General features: G+C 62.2%; 18 protein-coding genes. 12 read left to right on the forward strand and 6 right to left on the reverse strand.

The annotated features are described in order from the left end of the window. Positions 1-15 precede the first annotated feature (15 nt). The 4 genes from cheT (at position 16) to visR (ending at position 4,610) form a co-directional block, all read left to right on the forward strand. Positions 16-408 carry a chemotaxis protein CheT gene (gene cheT, locus NXT3_RS03225; protein WP_037423870.1) on the forward strand — a complete coding sequence of 131 codons (393 nt, stop codon included), beginning with the start codon at positions 16-18 and terminating at the stop codon, positions 406-408. A 203-nt stretch (positions 409-611) separates the two neighbouring features. After that, positions 612-2,291: a flagellar basal-body MS-ring/collar protein FliF gene (gene fliF, locus NXT3_RS03230; protein WP_097540062.1), complete on the forward strand. Its 1,680-nt coding sequence runs from the start codon at positions 612-614 to the stop codon at positions 2,289-2,291. A gap of 884 nt (positions 2,292-3,175) precedes the next feature. After that, a complete protein-coding gene (gene visN, locus NXT3_RS03235; RefSeq protein WP_423827891.1) occupies positions 3,176-3,859 on the forward strand; it encodes a transcriptional regulator VisN in 684 nt (227 codons plus the stop codon). A 10-nt stretch (positions 3,860-3,869) separates the two neighbouring features. Next, entirely contained in the window at positions 3,870-4,610 is a 741-nt protein-coding gene (visR, locus tag NXT3_RS03240) for a transcriptional regulator VisR (protein WP_037423875.1), read from the forward strand. Between the two features lie 197 nt (positions 4,611-4,807). Here visR and NXT3_RS03245 read toward each other — a convergent pair whose 3' ends face one another. The 6 genes from NXT3_RS03245 to motA form a co-directional block, all read right to left on the reverse strand. Continuing rightward, entirely contained in the window at positions 4,808-5,254 is a 447-nt protein-coding gene (locus NXT3_RS03245) for a BspJ family T4SS effector nucleomodulin (RefSeq protein ID WP_037423877.1), read from the reverse strand. Beyond that, positions 5,251-6,333 carry a flagellar biosynthesis protein FlhB gene (gene flhB / locus NXT3_RS03250; RefSeq protein ID WP_037423880.1) on the reverse strand — a complete coding sequence of 361 codons (1,083 nt, stop codon included), beginning with the start codon at positions 6,331-6,333 and terminating at the stop codon, positions 5,251-5,253. The genes NXT3_RS03245 and flhB overlap by 4 nt, the downstream gene beginning before the upstream one ends. Positions 6,334-6,521: 188 nt before the next feature. Then, positions 6,522-7,553: a flagellar motor switch protein FliG gene (gene fliG / locus NXT3_RS03255; RefSeq protein WP_097527280.1), complete on the reverse strand. Its 1,032-nt coding sequence runs from the start codon at positions 7,551-7,553 to the stop codon at positions 6,522-6,524. Positions 7,554-7,580: 27 nt separating this feature from the next. After that, a complete protein-coding gene (gene fliN, locus NXT3_RS03260; protein ID WP_199773320.1) occupies positions 7,581-8,153 on the reverse strand; it encodes a flagellar motor switch protein FliN in 573 nt (190 codons plus the stop codon). 54 nt (positions 8,154-8,207) lie between these two features. Beyond that, positions 8,208-9,155, reverse strand: a complete 948-nt coding sequence (locus tag NXT3_RS03265) for a FliM/FliN family flagellar motor switch protein (RefSeq protein ID WP_097527298.1) — start codon at positions 9,153-9,155, stop codon at positions 8,208-8,210. 5 nt (positions 9,156-9,160) lie between these two features. Further along, positions 9,161-10,039 (reverse strand): flagellar motor stator protein MotA, encoded by an 879-nt coding sequence (gene motA / locus NXT3_RS03270; protein WP_037378598.1) that lies wholly within the window; start codon positions 10,037-10,039, stop codon positions 9,161-9,163. Between the two features lie 182 nt (positions 10,040-10,221). On the opposite strand from motA, the gene NXT3_RS03275 reads away from it, so the two are divergent. The 8 genes from NXT3_RS03275 to flgG all read left to right on the forward strand — a co-directional run bounded on the left by NXT3_RS03275 (position 10,222) and on the right by flgG (position 15,876). Next, positions 10,222-11,001, forward strand: coding sequence for a DUF1217 domain-containing protein (locus NXT3_RS03275; RefSeq protein ID WP_097527297.1), 780 nt, complete (start codon positions 10,222-10,224; stop codon positions 10,999-11,001). A 1-nt stretch (position 11,002) separates the two neighbouring features. Beyond that, positions 11,003-11,728 (forward strand): flagellar basal-body rod protein FlgF, encoded by a 726-nt coding sequence (flgF, locus tag NXT3_RS03280; RefSeq protein ID WP_037423892.1) that lies wholly within the window; start codon positions 11,003-11,005, stop codon positions 11,726-11,728. Between the two features lie 71 nt (positions 11,729-11,799). Continuing rightward, positions 11,800-13,200: a flagellar protein export ATPase FliI gene (gene fliI, locus NXT3_RS03285; RefSeq protein ID WP_097527278.1), complete on the forward strand. Its 1,401-nt coding sequence runs from the start codon at positions 11,800-11,802 to the stop codon at positions 13,198-13,200. A 2-nt stretch (positions 13,201-13,202) separates the two neighbouring features. Then, positions 13,203-13,754, forward strand: a complete 552-nt coding sequence (locus NXT3_RS03290) for a flagellar protein (RefSeq protein ID WP_097527277.1) — start codon at positions 13,203-13,205, stop codon at positions 13,752-13,754. Positions 13,755-13,935: 181 nt separating this feature from the next. Then, the gene (gene flgB, locus NXT3_RS03295; protein ID WP_037378607.1) at positions 13,936-14,316 is read left to right on the forward strand and encodes a flagellar basal body rod protein FlgB; all 381 of its coding nucleotides are present in this window, start codon (positions 13,936-13,938) and stop codon (positions 14,314-14,316) included. A gap of 5 nt (positions 14,317-14,321) precedes the next feature. Next, positions 14,322-14,741: a flagellar basal body rod protein FlgC gene (gene flgC / locus NXT3_RS03300; protein WP_037423898.1), complete on the forward strand. Its 420-nt coding sequence runs from the start codon at positions 14,322-14,324 to the stop codon at positions 14,739-14,741. Beyond that, positions 14,741-15,076, forward strand: a complete 336-nt coding sequence (locus NXT3_RS03305) for a flagellar hook-basal body complex protein FliE (protein WP_037423901.1) — start codon at positions 14,741-14,743, stop codon at positions 15,074-15,076. Before flgC ends, NXT3_RS03305 begins: the two co-directional genes overlap by 1 nt. 11 nt (positions 15,077-15,087) lie before the next feature. Then, positions 15,088-15,876, forward strand: coding sequence for a flagellar basal-body rod protein FlgG (gene flgG / locus NXT3_RS03310; protein WP_014761102.1), 789 nt, complete (start codon positions 15,088-15,090; stop codon positions 15,874-15,876). Positions 15,877-15,885 lie beyond the last annotated feature (9 nt).

Raw genomic sequence — 15,885 nt, forward strand, 5'->3', positions numbered from 1 at the left:
AACGTGAGAAAAACGATGCACACCGACCACCAGAGCTATATGCCTCACGCGGAAGAATCGCTGCCGGACGTGTTGATGCGCATCGTCACCGAACTGCACGACGTCGCCTATCTCATCGAGCGGATCGAGCCGCAGCTCGCAGGCGGTCACGATGGATCCGCGGCCGATCCGGCCGACAGGATGATGGTCCTTCAGGGTATCGACCTTGCGGTCCAGAAGACCCGGGGCCTCGCCGAATTCATCGACACGATCACCGCATCGATTCCCGACACGTGCCTCGTGGACATCTCGACGGCCGTCAACCTGGTCAAGCTAGCCGACATGAAAAAGGCGCTCGGCAGCGGCCTTTTACGCCACGGCCACTCGCAGCCGCTCACCAAGGCCGCGGGCGATTTCGAGGCGTTTTGACGTTAGATGATATGGGCGCCTGAGTCGCCCCTCGACCATCATCCTTCTGCTCCGTCAAGTTCGCGCAAGTTTCGCCGCCTAGCTTCGCTTCCGGGGCTGGTAGATTCGCGCATATCGATACCTGCTTACCAGAATGTTTGATCCTCGCATGATGCCGTCGAGTGCCGGCAAGGGTGCCATGCGATACTGGGTGCGGAAACAGAATGAATCTGTTCGATCAATTCTCGACGTTCACGAAAAACCTGAGCAATCTCGGGCAGAGCAAGCTAATCGCGCTCGCGGTGGCCGGCATCGTCGCGATCGGCTTCGTCCTCGGCGCTGCGATCTACGTCAACAAGCCAGCCTATGAAACGCTCTATGTCGGCCTCGAGCGCAGCGATGTCACCCAGATCAGCATTGCGCTTGCCGAGGCGAATCTCGACTTCGAGGTCGGCGCGGATGGCGGCAGCATTCAGGTGCCGGTCGGCATGACCGGCAAGGCTCGGCTGCTTCTGGCCGAGCGCGGCCTGCCGAGCAGCGCCAATGCCGGCTACGAACTCTTCGACAATGTGGGCTCGCTCGGACTCACCTCCTTCATGCAGGAGGTGACCCGCGTTCGTGCATTGGAGGGCGAGATTGCCCGCACCATCCAGCAGATTTCCGGCATCGCGGCGGCCCGCGTCCATATCGTCATGCCGGAGCGGGGCAGCTTCCGCAAGGCCGAGCAGACGCCGACCGCATCGGTGATGATTCGTGCGAGTGCGACCGTCGGCCGGAGCGCCGCCTCGTCGATCCGCCATCTTGTCGCTTCGTCCGTCCCGGGTCTCGATGTCGACGACGTCACCATTCTCGATTCGACCGGCCAGCTCCTTGCCTCGGGCGACGACCCGGCAAACAGCGCCCTCAACCAGTCGCTCGGCGTCGTGCAGAACGTCCAGTCCGATCTCGAGAAGAAGATCGACAACGCGCTTGCGCCCTTCCTTGGCATGGACAATTTCCGCACCAGCGTCACCGCTTCGCTCAACACCGATGCCCAGCAGATCCAGGAGACCGTGTTCGACCCCGAATCGCGGGTCGAGCGCTCGACGCGGGTCATCAAGGAAGAGCAGAAATCCAGCCAGCAGCAGCCGGACAACGCCGCGACCGTCCAGCAGAACGTGCCCCAGGCGGCGCCGCGCGGCGGCGCCGGCCAGCAGTCGAGCGACGAGGCGGAGAAGAAGGAAGAGCAGACCAACTACGAGATCAACAGCAAGACGATCGCGACCGTCAAAAACAGCTATGCGATCGAGCGGCTGTCGATCGCCGTCGTGGTCAACCGCGGCCGCCTGGCAGCGATGGTCGGCGAGGGGGCCGATCAGGCGAAGATCGATGCCTATCTCCAGGACATGCAGAAGATTGTCGCGTCCGCTGCCGGTGTCGATCCGAACCGCGGAGACGTCGTCACGCTGAACGCGATGGATTTTGTCGAGACGCAATTGCTCGACCAACCGGTGGCCGGGCCGGGCGTCATGGAAATGCTGACGCGCAATCTCGGCGGCATCATCAACTCGCTGGCCTTCATCGTCGTCGCCTTCCTGGTCGTCTGGCTGGGCATGCGGCCACTCGCCCGCCAGATGGGCTTTGGCGGTCAATCCGGTCAGCTCGAAGGCGAGGGCGCCGGTCTCGAATTGCCGGATTTCTCTCCGGCTGGCGCCGGTGCCGCAAGCGGCGCCCTCATGGAGGGCTTCGGTTCGGACTTCGGCTTCGACAGCACGGACGACCTGCTCAATCTCGGCGACGACAGCAACGGCTTCAATCGCCGCGTCAAGGAGGGCCCGGAGCGCCGGCTCGCGCGCATGGTGGAGATCAGCGAGGAGCGGGCCGCAAAAATCCTCCGCAAATGGTCCCTCGACCGCGCCGCCTAAAATCCTTCGAGGAGGCCGCGGACAATCCCGCCGTACCGGCGGGATTTCGCGTTTCCCTGAGGCAGGAGTGACGTCGGGTCGCATTGCCGCGATGTGACGAGGCGGCGGAAATAGTGTTCGAGTCAATTCCCTGGCATCGGCTGGAGCGCCTAACCTGTCGCAAGAATGCGTGTCGGCGGTGCGAGTCTAGGTGAGGTGCGGATCGAAAAATTTAAAGAAAATTTTAACCATATTAGATTCGGACGGGTCGACACCGCCCCTCTATCTGTACCTGTAGACTGCCGCTTGTTTTCCCATGACTCAGCTTAGCTCAGATATAACTATCAAGAATTGAAATAGAGGTTGGTTCTTCTTTGAATCTATACAGGTGCTGTGGCCATCTCTGGCGGTTCGGACTTGGTGCATTTTAGCAACAGCCGCTGTTCGAAAGTAAAGTCCGTTCCTCTATATTCGATGCGCGTGAGGCGTTGAAGGCGCCACAAACCACTGGGAAGTGACCGTATCCACCTCTTTGGCGTGTCTCTGGCGTTAGGCAAGAGAGCTGAGATGGGTGCTGGCGTTCCGTGAGATACCAATAAAAATCAAGTGGATACTAAAGCAATCCGGTGGGTGCGCCTGCGCTCTCCACCAGAGGTAAACCGGTAGGTGACTAGCTGCTCTACTTAGGGGTGCGTAAGCAAGTTGTGTCTCAATCACAGTGTTTTTTTAGGGGCGGCGATGTACAGTTTAGATATTGATTCGCGTTCCGGTTTGCGTGTGGGAATGCCGGCTCCGGTGGCTGTCGGCGTAGCTCGCAAGGGGCGTCGAATTCGGCACGGGGGCTGAAAGTCATGGAAATTACACAGACTAGCGCGGCCTGGTCTTTGCAGACCGCCGCGCCGCGCATGAGCAGTCGCGGCATATCGCGTGAACAATTGATCCGCAGGCTCGGGGAAGCTGCCGCGCGCAGCAGCCTCGCCAACGGGCTGGCGATCCTGACGGAATATGTCGGAGCGACCCACTACCTGCTCGCTCGCCACGGTCTGTCGCAGGACGGCGGACTTGATTTCGTCCTGTGTTCCGATTGGCCCTTCGACGTCGTTCGGCGTCTATCGGGCATCGTCATCGGCCTAAACGCCAGGACGACCGAGTTGGAAAAATGCCTGGCGGCGCTGCAGCCCTGCTTCCAGGTCCTGCCGGACGACATCGATCTGCCGCGCGGGGTCAATCGTTCCTACTGCTCCGTCTCGTTCAATGTCGGCCGCTCCCGTTACTCGTTGATGCTGCTGTTCCCCGAGGACGTCATCCTCTCCCAGGAAGGGCTGCGCGATATCGCCGTGCTCGCAAGCTATCTCGCAAGTTTCAAGGCCGATGGCGGAGTACGGCAGGACCGGGACTTCGAGCTGACCGAGCGCGAGCTCGAATGCCTGTACTGGATTGCCGAAGGCAAGACGAGCGAGGAGATCGCCGTCATCCTCGGCATCTCCCGCAACACGATCAACAACTACATCACCAGCGTCATGCGCAAGACCGCGACGCGCACCAGGTCGGAAGCCATCGCCCACGCCGTCCGGCACAATCTGGTATAGGAGCGCGACGATGATGCACCTGGATTCGGAGAACCGCTCGGACGATGCCCGGCTCGGCCGCAGCGCGCGCGCGGCACGTGCGGCGACTCTGGTCACGCGGCTGCAGGCGATGCAGCGGCAGATCAATGCGAAGAATTTCGCCGTCCTGCGCGTCAATGGAAGAGGGATGCCGGCGACGCGCAAGCTCACCTGCGTCCTGCACAATTGGGGTGCCGCTTCCGAAGCGAATGCGCATGAACTTCTCAAGGTCTACGGCGAGGAACTGCTCCAGCACCTCGATCGATCGCCGCTGGCGCTGCTGTGGGACGGCCAGGGAGAGCATCAGGCAGCCGACGTTTCCGACACGGCGCTTTTCTCGCAGCGGCTGAAGGGGCGGCAGCTCTCCTATTCGGGCATCGCCTTCCCGATACGGCTCGGCGCCCAGGGCAACGGCTATGTGGTCTTCGCCGGCAGCTATATCGACGCGCCGGCGGAACAGATCCTCGACTTGCACGGCCGCTGCGCACAGGTGATGACCGACATGCTGGCGGCCGACGAACGACGCCTGTTCAAGGGCGAGAGCCTCAGCGACCGCGAGATCGCTTGCCTACAGATGGCCGGCGACGGCTATATCAGCGAGGAAATCGCCGAGAAGATGGGCTTGTCCGTTCACACCGTGAACGCCTATCTCGGCGCCGCCACGACGAAGCTCGATTCGGTCAATCGCATCCAGGCGATCGCCAAGGCCATACGGCTCGGCTATATCAGCTAAAATTCGCGAGGCATTTCAGTAAATTGCCCCCTCATCCGGCCTGCCGCCCCCTTCTCCCCGCAAGCGGGGCGAAGGGGGACTCGCTGCGCCGTCCGGTCTTGCGGGAACAGCAGCAAATATGCCGGCGCGTCCCCTCTCCCCGCCTGCGGGGAGATGGGGCTAGCGTGAGGGGCGATTCTGAGGAGACGGCTGCCCGACTAACTCGCTAGCGGCAGAGGATAGGATTTGACGAATTTCGCCTCTTCCAGGCTCCTGGCGAGGAAGGCGGTATTCTCGTCCGGATCGGTCGAGGGATGCTGGAAATTGATGTGGCTGATCTCGATGCCGGCCGCTTCGCCGGCAAGCACGAGGCGCGCATAGACCGTCACGCCGCGGGGCTTCAACTCGAGGTCCAAAATGATTTCGGGGCAGCTGTTCCAGTCGAGATTGTAGTTGCCGCCAAGGCCGAAATTCACCGTCCCCGGCAGGAAGTAGAGTTCCGCCGCCGATTCCACGAGATCGGCGAGGCTCGCATAGGACTCGAACCGCAGGAGCGCGATGAAGTCCGCAGCGTCGATCAGGCGCAGTTCTGTCGCTACCGGACGAATCGCCTCTGCCACTAGTCTTTCGCGTTTTTCGGAGAATTCGCACTTCTTCAAGATCATGTCACCCGTTTTTGTTGCGGCTGAACTGCGTAAACCCGGTGAATGAGTTCGGCGACTGCCTTGTAAAACACCGGTGGAATGACACTATCTACCGAGACTTGTGCAAACATGGAGCGTGCGAGCGGCGGATCCTCGAAGACCGGAATGCCGTTTTTCTCGGCGATCTCGCGGATCTTCAGGGCGACAAGATCCTGCCCCATGGCGACGACGACGGGCGCATCGTTTTCTTCGCGCACGTAGCGCAGCGCGACCGCATAGTGGGTCGGGTTGGCGATCACCAGCGTGGCACGCGGCACGGAGCCGATCATGCGCTTGCGGGCACGATCCCGCTGCATCGACCGCAGTCGCGACTTGACGATCGGATCGCCCTGCGACTGCTTAAGTTCCTCCTTCACCTCCTGCTTCGTCATCCTCAGCTCGCTGTACCAGTGATGCCGGGTCCAAAAGAGATCGACAATCGCCAGCACCGCGGTGGCAAGCAGCACGACGGTGACGATCTGCTTCAGGTCGGAGGTCATGGTGGCGAAGATCGTCACCGGATCCGAGAACATCAGATCGAGCGTGGCGAAATAGTCGTTCCACAGCACCAGGACGACGATGAGCGACACGACGATGATCTTGAACAGCGACTTGGCGAACTCCACCAGCCCTGGAACGCCGAAAATGCGCTTGAAGCCGGCGATCGGCGACACGCGGTTCATGTTGGGCATGATCCGGTCGAGCACCGGCCGGGGCAGGTTCTGGAAGATCGACGAGCCGACGCCGAAGATGATGAGCAGCAGGAAGATCGGAATGACCAGGCCCGCCGACTTCAGGATGACGTGCGAGATCAATCCGACGGCATCCGTTGCCGTTTCGAGCCGCCAGGCTTCCGGCTGCTCGAATATGTCCTTGAGAGCCTCGGCCGTGCTCGCCGCACCATCGGAAAGAAAGAAGACGATGAAGATGTAGACCGCGAGGGTCGAGGCGAAGGCGGTCACTTCGCGGGAAAAGGGGATATTGCCCTTCTCGGCCGCATCGGAGAGTTTTTTCTCCGACGGCGCTTCCGTTTTACTGTCCTTGTCCTGATCTTCCGACATGAAACAGGAAGTTCCCATCCTGGCCAGGAGCCGCGGCCACCCTCAATCGGCCGAGGCCGACGTGCTCCACAACCCTTGTCGTGGACCGCGCGTGCCTCATGCGCAAGAGCCGAAAGCCAAGAAGGCGGCCGGCTCAACAGAAATCAGACAAGTGGAAGGGGTGAGACCCGCCTGGGAAGAATCCGCGATCAGGCGGCTTCCGATTCCTTTTCCTTGAGCTCGAGCTGCCCGCTGGCTGCAAGCCGAATCGCTTCCTGGGTGATCGAGCGCCGGGCGATGGCGATGTCACGCGGGTTAATGCCGGCATCGCCGACCGCAAGGTCCGATTCGATCATGCGCCGCTGGCGTGCGCCGACGGATGCGAGGACCGATTCGCGCAGTTCCGGCGCCGAGCCCCTGAGCGCCATGGTGATGATGTCGGTCGAGACGTCGTTGAAGAGCTGCACTCGGCTTCTCTGCGGCATGTAGAGAATGTCGTCGAACAGGAAGATCTTCGGCCGAACTTTCTTGGCGGAATCGGTGTTGATCGTTTCCAGCGAGGCGAGCAGCGTGTCCACCTGCTTCTTCTCGAGTTCGTTCATCACCTCGGCGATCTTCGCCGGGCCGGGCGAATTGCGCTCGGCCTCCATCGCGTCGATCATCTCGATGACGCGCGTCTCGATGATGGAGGCAGCCTTCGGGCTGACATTCTTCATGTTGACGGCGCGGTTGAGAATGTCCGGGCGCTGTTTGTCCGACAGCTGCAGCAGCACCTTGGCGCCGAAGCTAGAAGGCATCATCGAAAGCACATAGGCGATCGTCTGCGGATGTTCCTTGGCGAGCGAGTCGGCAACGGCGACCGGATCGCATTCCTGCAGCCGGTCCCAGATGCTTGCCTCGTAGGACTGGAAGGTGGCGCGCCGCCCCAGCAGGCCGTCGACCTCGTCCGGCGTCAGGCCCTCTTCGAGAATGCTCTCCATCGCCTTGGCGTTGTCCATCAGGCCGGCGCCTTCGGTGAACAGATCCTCGAACTCGTTGACCAGCGCCTCGAGCTCGTGGGGAGGGATGGCGCGCAGCGACTGGGCCGCGGCGATGATTGCCTGCAATTCGCTCTGCGTGAAGAATTTCAATAGTTTACCGGCCACGGATTTCCCCATGGCGAGCAGCACGGCGGCGGCCTTTTCCGTCTGACTGAGCGGTGTTGCCAGTGCCTGCCCTTCGAAACTTTCGAAATCCATCATGGATTCATCCCTCGCCCGATCATCGGGCTATTTCTTGCTGCCCTTTATCTCGATGAGCTTGACGCCGAACCGGGTCACGTCGCCCTCGAGTACGGTAATCTCGCCACGGCCGATCACCCGGCCGTTGACCATGATCTCGACCGGCTCGCCGATCCTGCGGTCGAGCGCGATCGTTGCGCCCTCGGTCAGGCCCATTAGGCCGGAGACCTGCATTCGACTGGTGCCGAGGACGATCTGGACATCGATCGGAATGTCCATGATCAGGTCCATATTGGACGCCATGCCGCTGCCCGGCGCAGCGCCTGACGCAGCACCGAAATCGTCGCCGCCGAAATCGCTGCCGGCAAAACCGGCACCCATATCGAGACCGCCGCCGAGGGACGTGTCAGCGAAATCGCCGCCGAAGCCGCCGGCACCGAGATCGCCGCCGAAATCCCCGGCCTGGCAAAAAGGTTCGGCGGCAGCGAAATCGCCGCCGAAATCCGTTGCCGCACCGTCCTGCTTGAGAACGCCGCGCAGGTCGTCGATTGCCTGGTCGAGCTCGGCGTCTCCCGCAAAGGCGGCCTGTTCTTCGATGGATGCTGCTTTCTTGCGTACCATGTGCGGATCATTCCAGTTGAAGCTTGCCTCAGGCATTCTGCGATGCGAGGCCGGTTAACTCATGATGTGGCGAAGGATGTCCTCTTCGGACCCGTGCGTGTCCTTGATGCGGACCGTGTATCGCGCCCCCGACCGGCCGAACTCACAGACATAGAGATCGCGACCGTTGGCGTTGACCTCGACCCGCACGTCCTGGCCGTCATGGAAGGGGATCACGTCTCCGGGCTGCAGCCGGCTGATCGTATCGAGCGTCAGGTTTTCCAGTTGGATGCGCGCCTCGAGCGTCACGGCCGAGCGGCGAATCTGCTCCTCGAGCTGCTCGCTCCAATCCGTCTTCATACTGTCGTTTTGTCCGGCGCTCCGGGACGGGACGATCTGGGTCTTGAGCAGCACGCTTTGCGGAACGATCACCGAAAAGGTGGAAAGCACCGGCCCCAGCCCGCAGGTCATGTCGATCGAGGCGGCGTAGACGTCCTCGATGGCCGGGTCGGGCGGCAGCCGTTCGGCACCGTTATGTGGCCGGTCGACCACCGGCTCGAAGCCGCCCGGCGCATTGACCGCCATGCGTACGACCTCGGCGATGGCCTCGAACACCGGCACCGCCACGTCGATCTCGATCTTTGAGAGTGCCCGCGGCAGCGGCTCCTCGATGTCGGTGGGCTCGGCGCCGAGCAGGGCTTCGACGAGAGTGATGAGAACCGGGCTGTCGCAGCCGATCTGGAAATCGGCGCACCAGTTGCGCAGCGAAACGTCGCTGAGCAGAACCGCTTCTCCGAGTTCGGCGATGAGTTCGTTCCTGAGCCCCATCTTGAAGCCGGCATAGCCGATGGCAATGTCGTGTCGCGTCTCCTGCTTGAGCAAATCGGGAAGCCGGTCGCTGAAGACGTGGCCGAGATCGAGAGCGATGCGGCCGATGGTCTTGTCGTCGCCGAGCGCGCCGGTCATGCGCGCCAGCAGTCTCTTGTCGAAAGCGTAGACGTTCGATGCGGTGCTCGGATTCATGATGTTCAAGCCGCCTTGCTTTCGCCGCCGCCGCCCGGGTTCATCATCTCCTGCTCGACCGCATCGATCGACGGTCGCTCATAGGCGGAGATCGTCTTGCGGCCATATTCGAGGGCGACCTGGGGAACGGAGCCATTCATGTAGGCAAGCAATGTCTGCTTGACGATGACGTAGAGCCGGTTCTGCTTTTCGCGCACGGCCTTGATGTTGGCGACGAGCGGACCGACGATCGAGTAAGAGAGGAAGACGCCGAGCAGCGTTCCGACGAGTGCGGCGGCGATCTTCGCGCCCAGCACTTCCGGTGCCTCGCTTATGGCGCCCATCGCCTTGATCACCCCGAGAACCGCCGCGACGATGCCGATCGCCGGCAGCGCATCGCCCATGCTCGTCAAGGCGTGATAGCACTTCATCTTGTCATGAGTGATCGTATGGATCTCCTCGTCCATCAGCGCCTCGATCTCGTGCGAGCGGGCATTGCCGATGATGATGAGCCGCACATAGTCGCAGATGAACGCCGTCAGCTCCTTGTTCTGCAGGACGGTCGGCGCGGATTGGAAGATCGGCGATTCCTCCGGGTTGTCGATGTGGGCCTCGATCTCGTTGCGCGACTTGGTTCTCAGGTCGCGCATCAGGCTGTAGAGCACGCCGAGCGTGTCGAGGTAGTGGCGCTCCTTCGGCACCTTGTGCCTGAACGCCTCGCCGAGCGCCTTGCCGGTATCCTTCACCACCTTCATCGAGTTGGCCATGATGAAGCCGCCGATGCCGGCCCCGCCGATGATCATCAGCTCGAAAGGCTGGTTGAGGACTTCCAGGTGACCGCCCATGGCGAGGTAGCCGCCGAGGATACAGCCGAAAGTCACAAGGAGCCCGATGATGATGTTCATTGTCGATACCTGTCGCGATCGTGATTTACCTACGACGGAATAGGATTTCTTCCTTGCGTGAGGCTGGCCGTGAGGCCCGCTCGCGACCGCCGCGCCGAACAGGTTCGCGCAAGCCAATAGAGGCAGGATTCGGCAAGGTCGGGCCATCGCGCCGGGCCCCCATTCCGGACAGGCGAGCGATCGTGACCACGACCTATACGAGCTACAAGCTGATAACCGCCGACCTTACGAGCTCGCTGGAGCGCGTCTCCGAGGAGCCGCAGGTGGCCCGCGAGACGGAATACTACCTTTCCAGGATCGGCAGCATCAAAACGCTCGACGAGTTCTTTGCCGACAGCCGGCTCTATGACTATGCGATGAAAGCGCACGGGCTGGAGGACATGGCCTACGCCAAGGCCTTCATGCGCAAGGTGCTGACGGAGGGTGTCGACAGCGAGGACGCCTTTGCCAACAAGCTGGCGGACAGTCGCTACAAGGCCTTGGTCGAATCGCTCAATTTCGCCCGGCATAGCGAGACGGCCACCTCCTTCGAACGCGCGCAGAAGGGCGTCGTCGACAAATACACGCGCCAGACGCTGGAGCAGAATGCCGGCGAGGAGAATACCGGTGTCAGGCTGGCGCTCTATTTCGAGCGCACGGCGCCATTGCTCACCAGCGGTTACGAGATCATTGCCGACGAGGCGCTGGCAAAGGTGGTGCGGACGGCGCTGCAGCTTCCCGAAGAATTTGCCGCGGCCGACGTCGATCGGCAGGCAGAAGCTTATGAGGAAGCAATCGACCTCAAGGATTTCCAGGATCCGGTGAAGCTCGCGGCCTTCATCGATCGCTTCACCGCCCTTTGGGAGATCAGCAATTCTTCCGACGGCTACGATCCCCTTGCGGTTTTCGGTTCTTCGAGCGGCTACGGAATTTCCCCCGACCTGCTCCTCTCCATCAACAATCTGAAACTCGGGGGACACTGACGTGCAGACCGGCCTCTATGTGGCGCTTTCATCGCAGATGGCGCTTGAGAAGCGCTTGAACACGCTTGCAGACAATATCGCAAATGCCAACACGGTCGGCTTCCGTTCCACGGAAGTGAAGTTCGACCAGGTGCTCGGCGATACGAAGCCGACCCGCGTTTCCTACGTGTCCGAAGGCGAGGAATATCTGAGCACCAGCAACGGCGCCCTGGCGCGGACCGGTTCTGCGCTCGACTTCGCCATAAAGGGGAACGCCTGGTTCAACATCGACACGCCCGGCGGCCCGGCGCTGACCCGCGACGGCCGCTTCACGCTGACGGAAACGGGCGAACTGGTGACCCTCAAGGGATATCCGGTGCTTGATGCGGGCGGTGCGCCGATCCAATTGAACGGCGGAGCGGGCGAGATCACCGTCGGTGCCGACGGGGCTATCCACCAGAACGGCGCCCAGGTCGCGCTGCTTGGCCTCTACGAGGCGGATTTCTCCAGCGGCTTCGTCCGCTATGACAACAGCGCTGTGATGCCGGCCGCTCAAGCGCAGCCCGTCGTCGACCGCTTCGATGTCGGCGTGATGCAGGGCTTCCTCGAAGAATCGAACGTCAATGCCGTCCAGGAAATGACGCAGCTCATCATGGTGACCCGCGCCTTCGACAATGTCACGGCCCTGATGCGCGACAGCGAAGGGTCGCTTGAAGAGGCGATCAAGACGCTGGGCGGCGAGCGCTAGGCGAACGAAGGAAAGTGTGAAGCGGCTCCCGGCGAGACAGCCGGGCCGGGCCGATCGCAACGGGAATCTGCATGGAAAGACAAGGCTCTGACATCATTCCGGCTTCGACCTCGTTGGCGGCGCTTGCCGGCCTCGTCGAGCGCTATGCCAAGCCCGATTTTTCGATCGCTCCCGGCGGCCATGTCCAGACGATCTCGCCGGGGCATTATACCGTCAGCGGTCTTTCCCGGCATGTGCGGCTCGGGGATTTCGTGGCGCATAAGAGCGCGACCGGCACCCATCTCGGCGAAGTCGTGCGCGTCGAACCGGAGCGGGTCGTCGTCTGCCCGATCGAGCCCGGCGATCCGATCGGCATCCACGATACCGTCATCCGCAAAGGCGCTTTCCGCATCGCGCCGACCGACAATTGGTGCGGCCGTACGATCAATGCGCTGGCCGAGCCGATCGATTGTCTGGGCCCGCTGATGCAGGGCGATATTCGCCGTTCGATCTCCAATACCGCGCCGCCGTCGATGACCCGCAGGCGGGTCGAACAGGGGTTCAAGACCGGTGTGCGCGCCGTCGACATCTTCTCGCCGCTCTGCCTCGGCCAGCGCCTCGGCATCTTCGCCGGCTCCGGCGTCGGCAAGTCGACGCTGCTTTCGATGCTGGCGCGCGCCGACGCCTTCGACAAGGTGGTGATTGCGCTGGTCGGCGAACGCGGCCGTGAAGTGCGCGAATTCATCGAGGATACGCTCGGCGACAATCTCGCCAAGTCGGTTGCCGTCGTCGCCACCAGCGACGAGAGCCCGATGCTGAGGAAAATGGCGCCGCTGACGGCGGTGACGATCGCCGAGCACTACCGCGACAAGGGCGACAACGTTCTCCTGATCGTCGACAGCGTGACGCGCTTCGCGCATGCGATCCGCGAGGTGGCGACGGCCGCCGGCGAGCCGCCGATCGCCCGCGGCTATCCGGCTTCGGTCTTCACCGAATTGCCGCGCCTGCTCGAGCGTGCCGGCCCCGGTGCAGAAGGCGCCGGCACGATTACCGCGATCATCTCGATCCTGGTCGACGGCGACAATCACAATGATCCGGTTGCCGATTCGGCCCGCGGCATTCTCGACGGTCACATCGTCCTCGACCGCAGCCTCGCCGAGGAAGGGCGCTATCCGCCGATCGATCCGCTGGCCTCGATCTCGCGCCTGGCAAGAAAAGCCTGGACGCCGGATCAGGAAAAGCTCGTCGCGCGGCTGAAGTCCCTCATTCATCGCTTCGAGGAGACCCGCGACCTGCGCCTGATCGGCGGCTACCGCGCCGGCGGCGACCCCGACCTCGACATGGCGATCAAACAGGTTCCCGTCATCTATGACGTCCTCAAGCAGACGCCCGGCGAGCGGTCCGCCGCCGACGCCTTCACCGACCTTGCCAATGCGCTGAAGGCAGCCGCCATGGGCAGCCAGCCCGCCTCAGGCATCCGGGCGAAGGGATAGCAATGACCGACAACGAAGCGGACGAAATCGTCCATCAGCGCCGGCGCGACGCCAAGATGCCGTTGACCGACAAGGTTCTCGGCGCGATCGGGTTGGCCATGGCCGCCTTTGCGACCTTCTTCCCCTGGTACGCCTTCCTGCACCAGGATCAGTTCTCGATCCCGCCGCTCTGGCAGGGAACGACGCGGGATCTGCCGGAGCGCCCCGGCCGCGGCGTTGTATCGGTTTCGCCGCTGGCGATGACCGACATGGACAAGGAGACCGCCGCGGCGATCGACCGGCTGACGACGGCGACTGTACCCGGGCTGGAGCATCAACCGGCGGCGGCCGCACATGAGCCGGAAGCCGGCCTGGAACAGCCCTTTCCCGAGCCGTCTGGCTTCAAGCTGATGCACGTCGCCAATGGAAGAGCGCTCATCGAGGACGCCACCGGCATGTATATCGTCCGGGTCGGTTCGGTCCTGCCGGACAACAGCCGGCTTGCCACCTTCGAAGAGCGGAACGGCCGCTGGGTGATGATCACCTCCAAGGGCGAGGTCTTCGAGTCGAGGTAGAGCGCTGCGTTGCACCTCGGCTCGGAGCTGCCGCATACGGCAGAATTCGGCGAGACAGCGCTTCGCCGCCAAAAAGGCCCCGCCGTGAATTCGTCGCATTTGGTTCCTCGTCCCAGGTTCCCGACAAGTCCCACGCAAGATTACCCGCCTAGGGTCCTCCTCATCTCATGAGGAGTATTCGATGGATCCGATTCAACTTTTCGAACTCGCGTCGCGCCAGGCCCAATGGTTGACGGTCCGCCAGAATGTCGTTGCCGGCAACATCGCCAATGCCAATACGCCGCATTACCAGGCCAAGGACGTCCAGCCTTTCGAAACCGTGCTCCAGAATACCGGCATCCAGATGGCGGCGACCCATCGCGCCCATTTCACCGAGAGCCCCGATGCCGCGCAGGTGACCGAGGTCAGCATGATCGACGATGTCGCCGTGCAGCAGTCCGGCAATACCGTCGCGATCGAGCAGGAAATGATGAAAACGGGCGAAATCAAGCGCGACTACGAACTCAATTCCGGGCTGGTGAAATCCTTTCACCGGATGATGCTCATGACCGTACGGAAGTAACATCCATGGATCCTTTGACCTCGGCACTCAAGGTTTCGGCTTCGGGCCTGCAGGCGGAATCGACGCGCCTGCGTGTCGTTTCCGAAAACATCGCCAATGCCCGCTCCACCGGCGACGTGCCCGGCGCCGATCCCTATCGCCGCAAGACGATTTCCTTTGCGGCGGAAGTCGACCGGGCGAGCGGCGCGTCGCTCGTCGAGATCCAGCGCCTCGGCACCGACGATTCGGATTTCAGCATCGAGTTCGATCCCGGCAATCCGGCGGCCGATGAGAAGGGCATGGTGAAAATGCCGAATGTCAACGTCCTGATCGAGATGGCGGACATGCGCGAAGCCAATCGCGCCTACGAGGCCAACCTGCAGACCATCAAGCAGTCCCGCGATCTCATCTCCCAGACAATCGACCTGTTGAGGGCTTCGCAATAATGATCGATGCAATTCAGTCCGTCGGCGCGTTTTCGAACCTGAAGGAGACCGAGGGCACCAGCCTGACCGGCTCGACCGCGCTTTCCCTGCCGGGCGCCGCAGCTTCCGCCCCGCAATCGCAGAGCTTCGCCGAAGTCCTCGGCACCATGACCACGGATGCCATCCGCTCGATGAAATCGGCCGAAGGAGCGTCGCTTCAGGCGATCCGCGGCGAGGCGAACACGCGTGAGGTCGTCGATGCGGTGATGAGTGCGGAACAGTCGCTGCAGACCGCCATCGCCGTCCGCGACAAGGTCGTCACCGCCTATCTCGAAATCGCCCGCATGCAGATCTGAAGGAACGTGACATGAAGGCCCTTTCCATCGCCGCCACGGGCATGAATGCCCAGCAGCTGAATCTCGAAGTCATCGCCAACAACATCGCCAATATCAACACGACCGGTTATAAGCGGGCGCGCGCGGAATTTTCGGACCTGCTCTACCAGACGGAGCGCGCCCAAGGCGTGCCGAACCGCTCGAACCAAGCAATCGTGCCGGAAGGCGCGATCGTCGGCCTCGGCGTGCAGACGGCCGCCGTCCGCAACCTCCATGTCCAGGGCAGCCTCGTCAACACCAGCAACGACCTCGACCTTGCGCTTGTCGGCCGCGGCTGGTTCCAGGTCGAAACGCCCAACGGCGAAACGGTCTATACCCGCTCGGGCGCCTTCAACACCAACGCGACCGGCCAACTCGTCACCATCGACGGCTATACGGTGGTTCCCGGTATCACCGTGCCGCAGGACGCGACCGAGATCACCGTTTCCGCGTCCGGCCAGGTCCTCGTCAGAATTGGCGACGCGACCGAGACCCAGGAAATCGGCCAGCTGACGATCGCCAATTTCGTCAACGAAGCCGGACTGGAGCCGCAGGGCGAAAACCTCTTCAAGCAGACCGCGGCATCCGGCGAGCCGATCGTCGGCACGCCGGCCGATCCCGGCTTCGCGCAGGTCAAGCAGGGCTATCTGGAATCGTCCAACGTCGATCCGGTCAAGGAAATCACCGACCTGATCTCGGCCCAGCGCGCCTACGAAATGAACTCCAAGGTCATCCAGGCCGCGGACGAAATGGCCGCCACGGTGAGCAAGAACCTCAGGTAACGGAAAAAG

The organism is Sinorhizobium fredii, assembly GCF_002944405.1.
GTDB classification, from domain to species: Bacteria; Pseudomonadota; Alphaproteobacteria; order Rhizobiales; family Rhizobiaceae; genus Sinorhizobium; species Sinorhizobium fredii_C.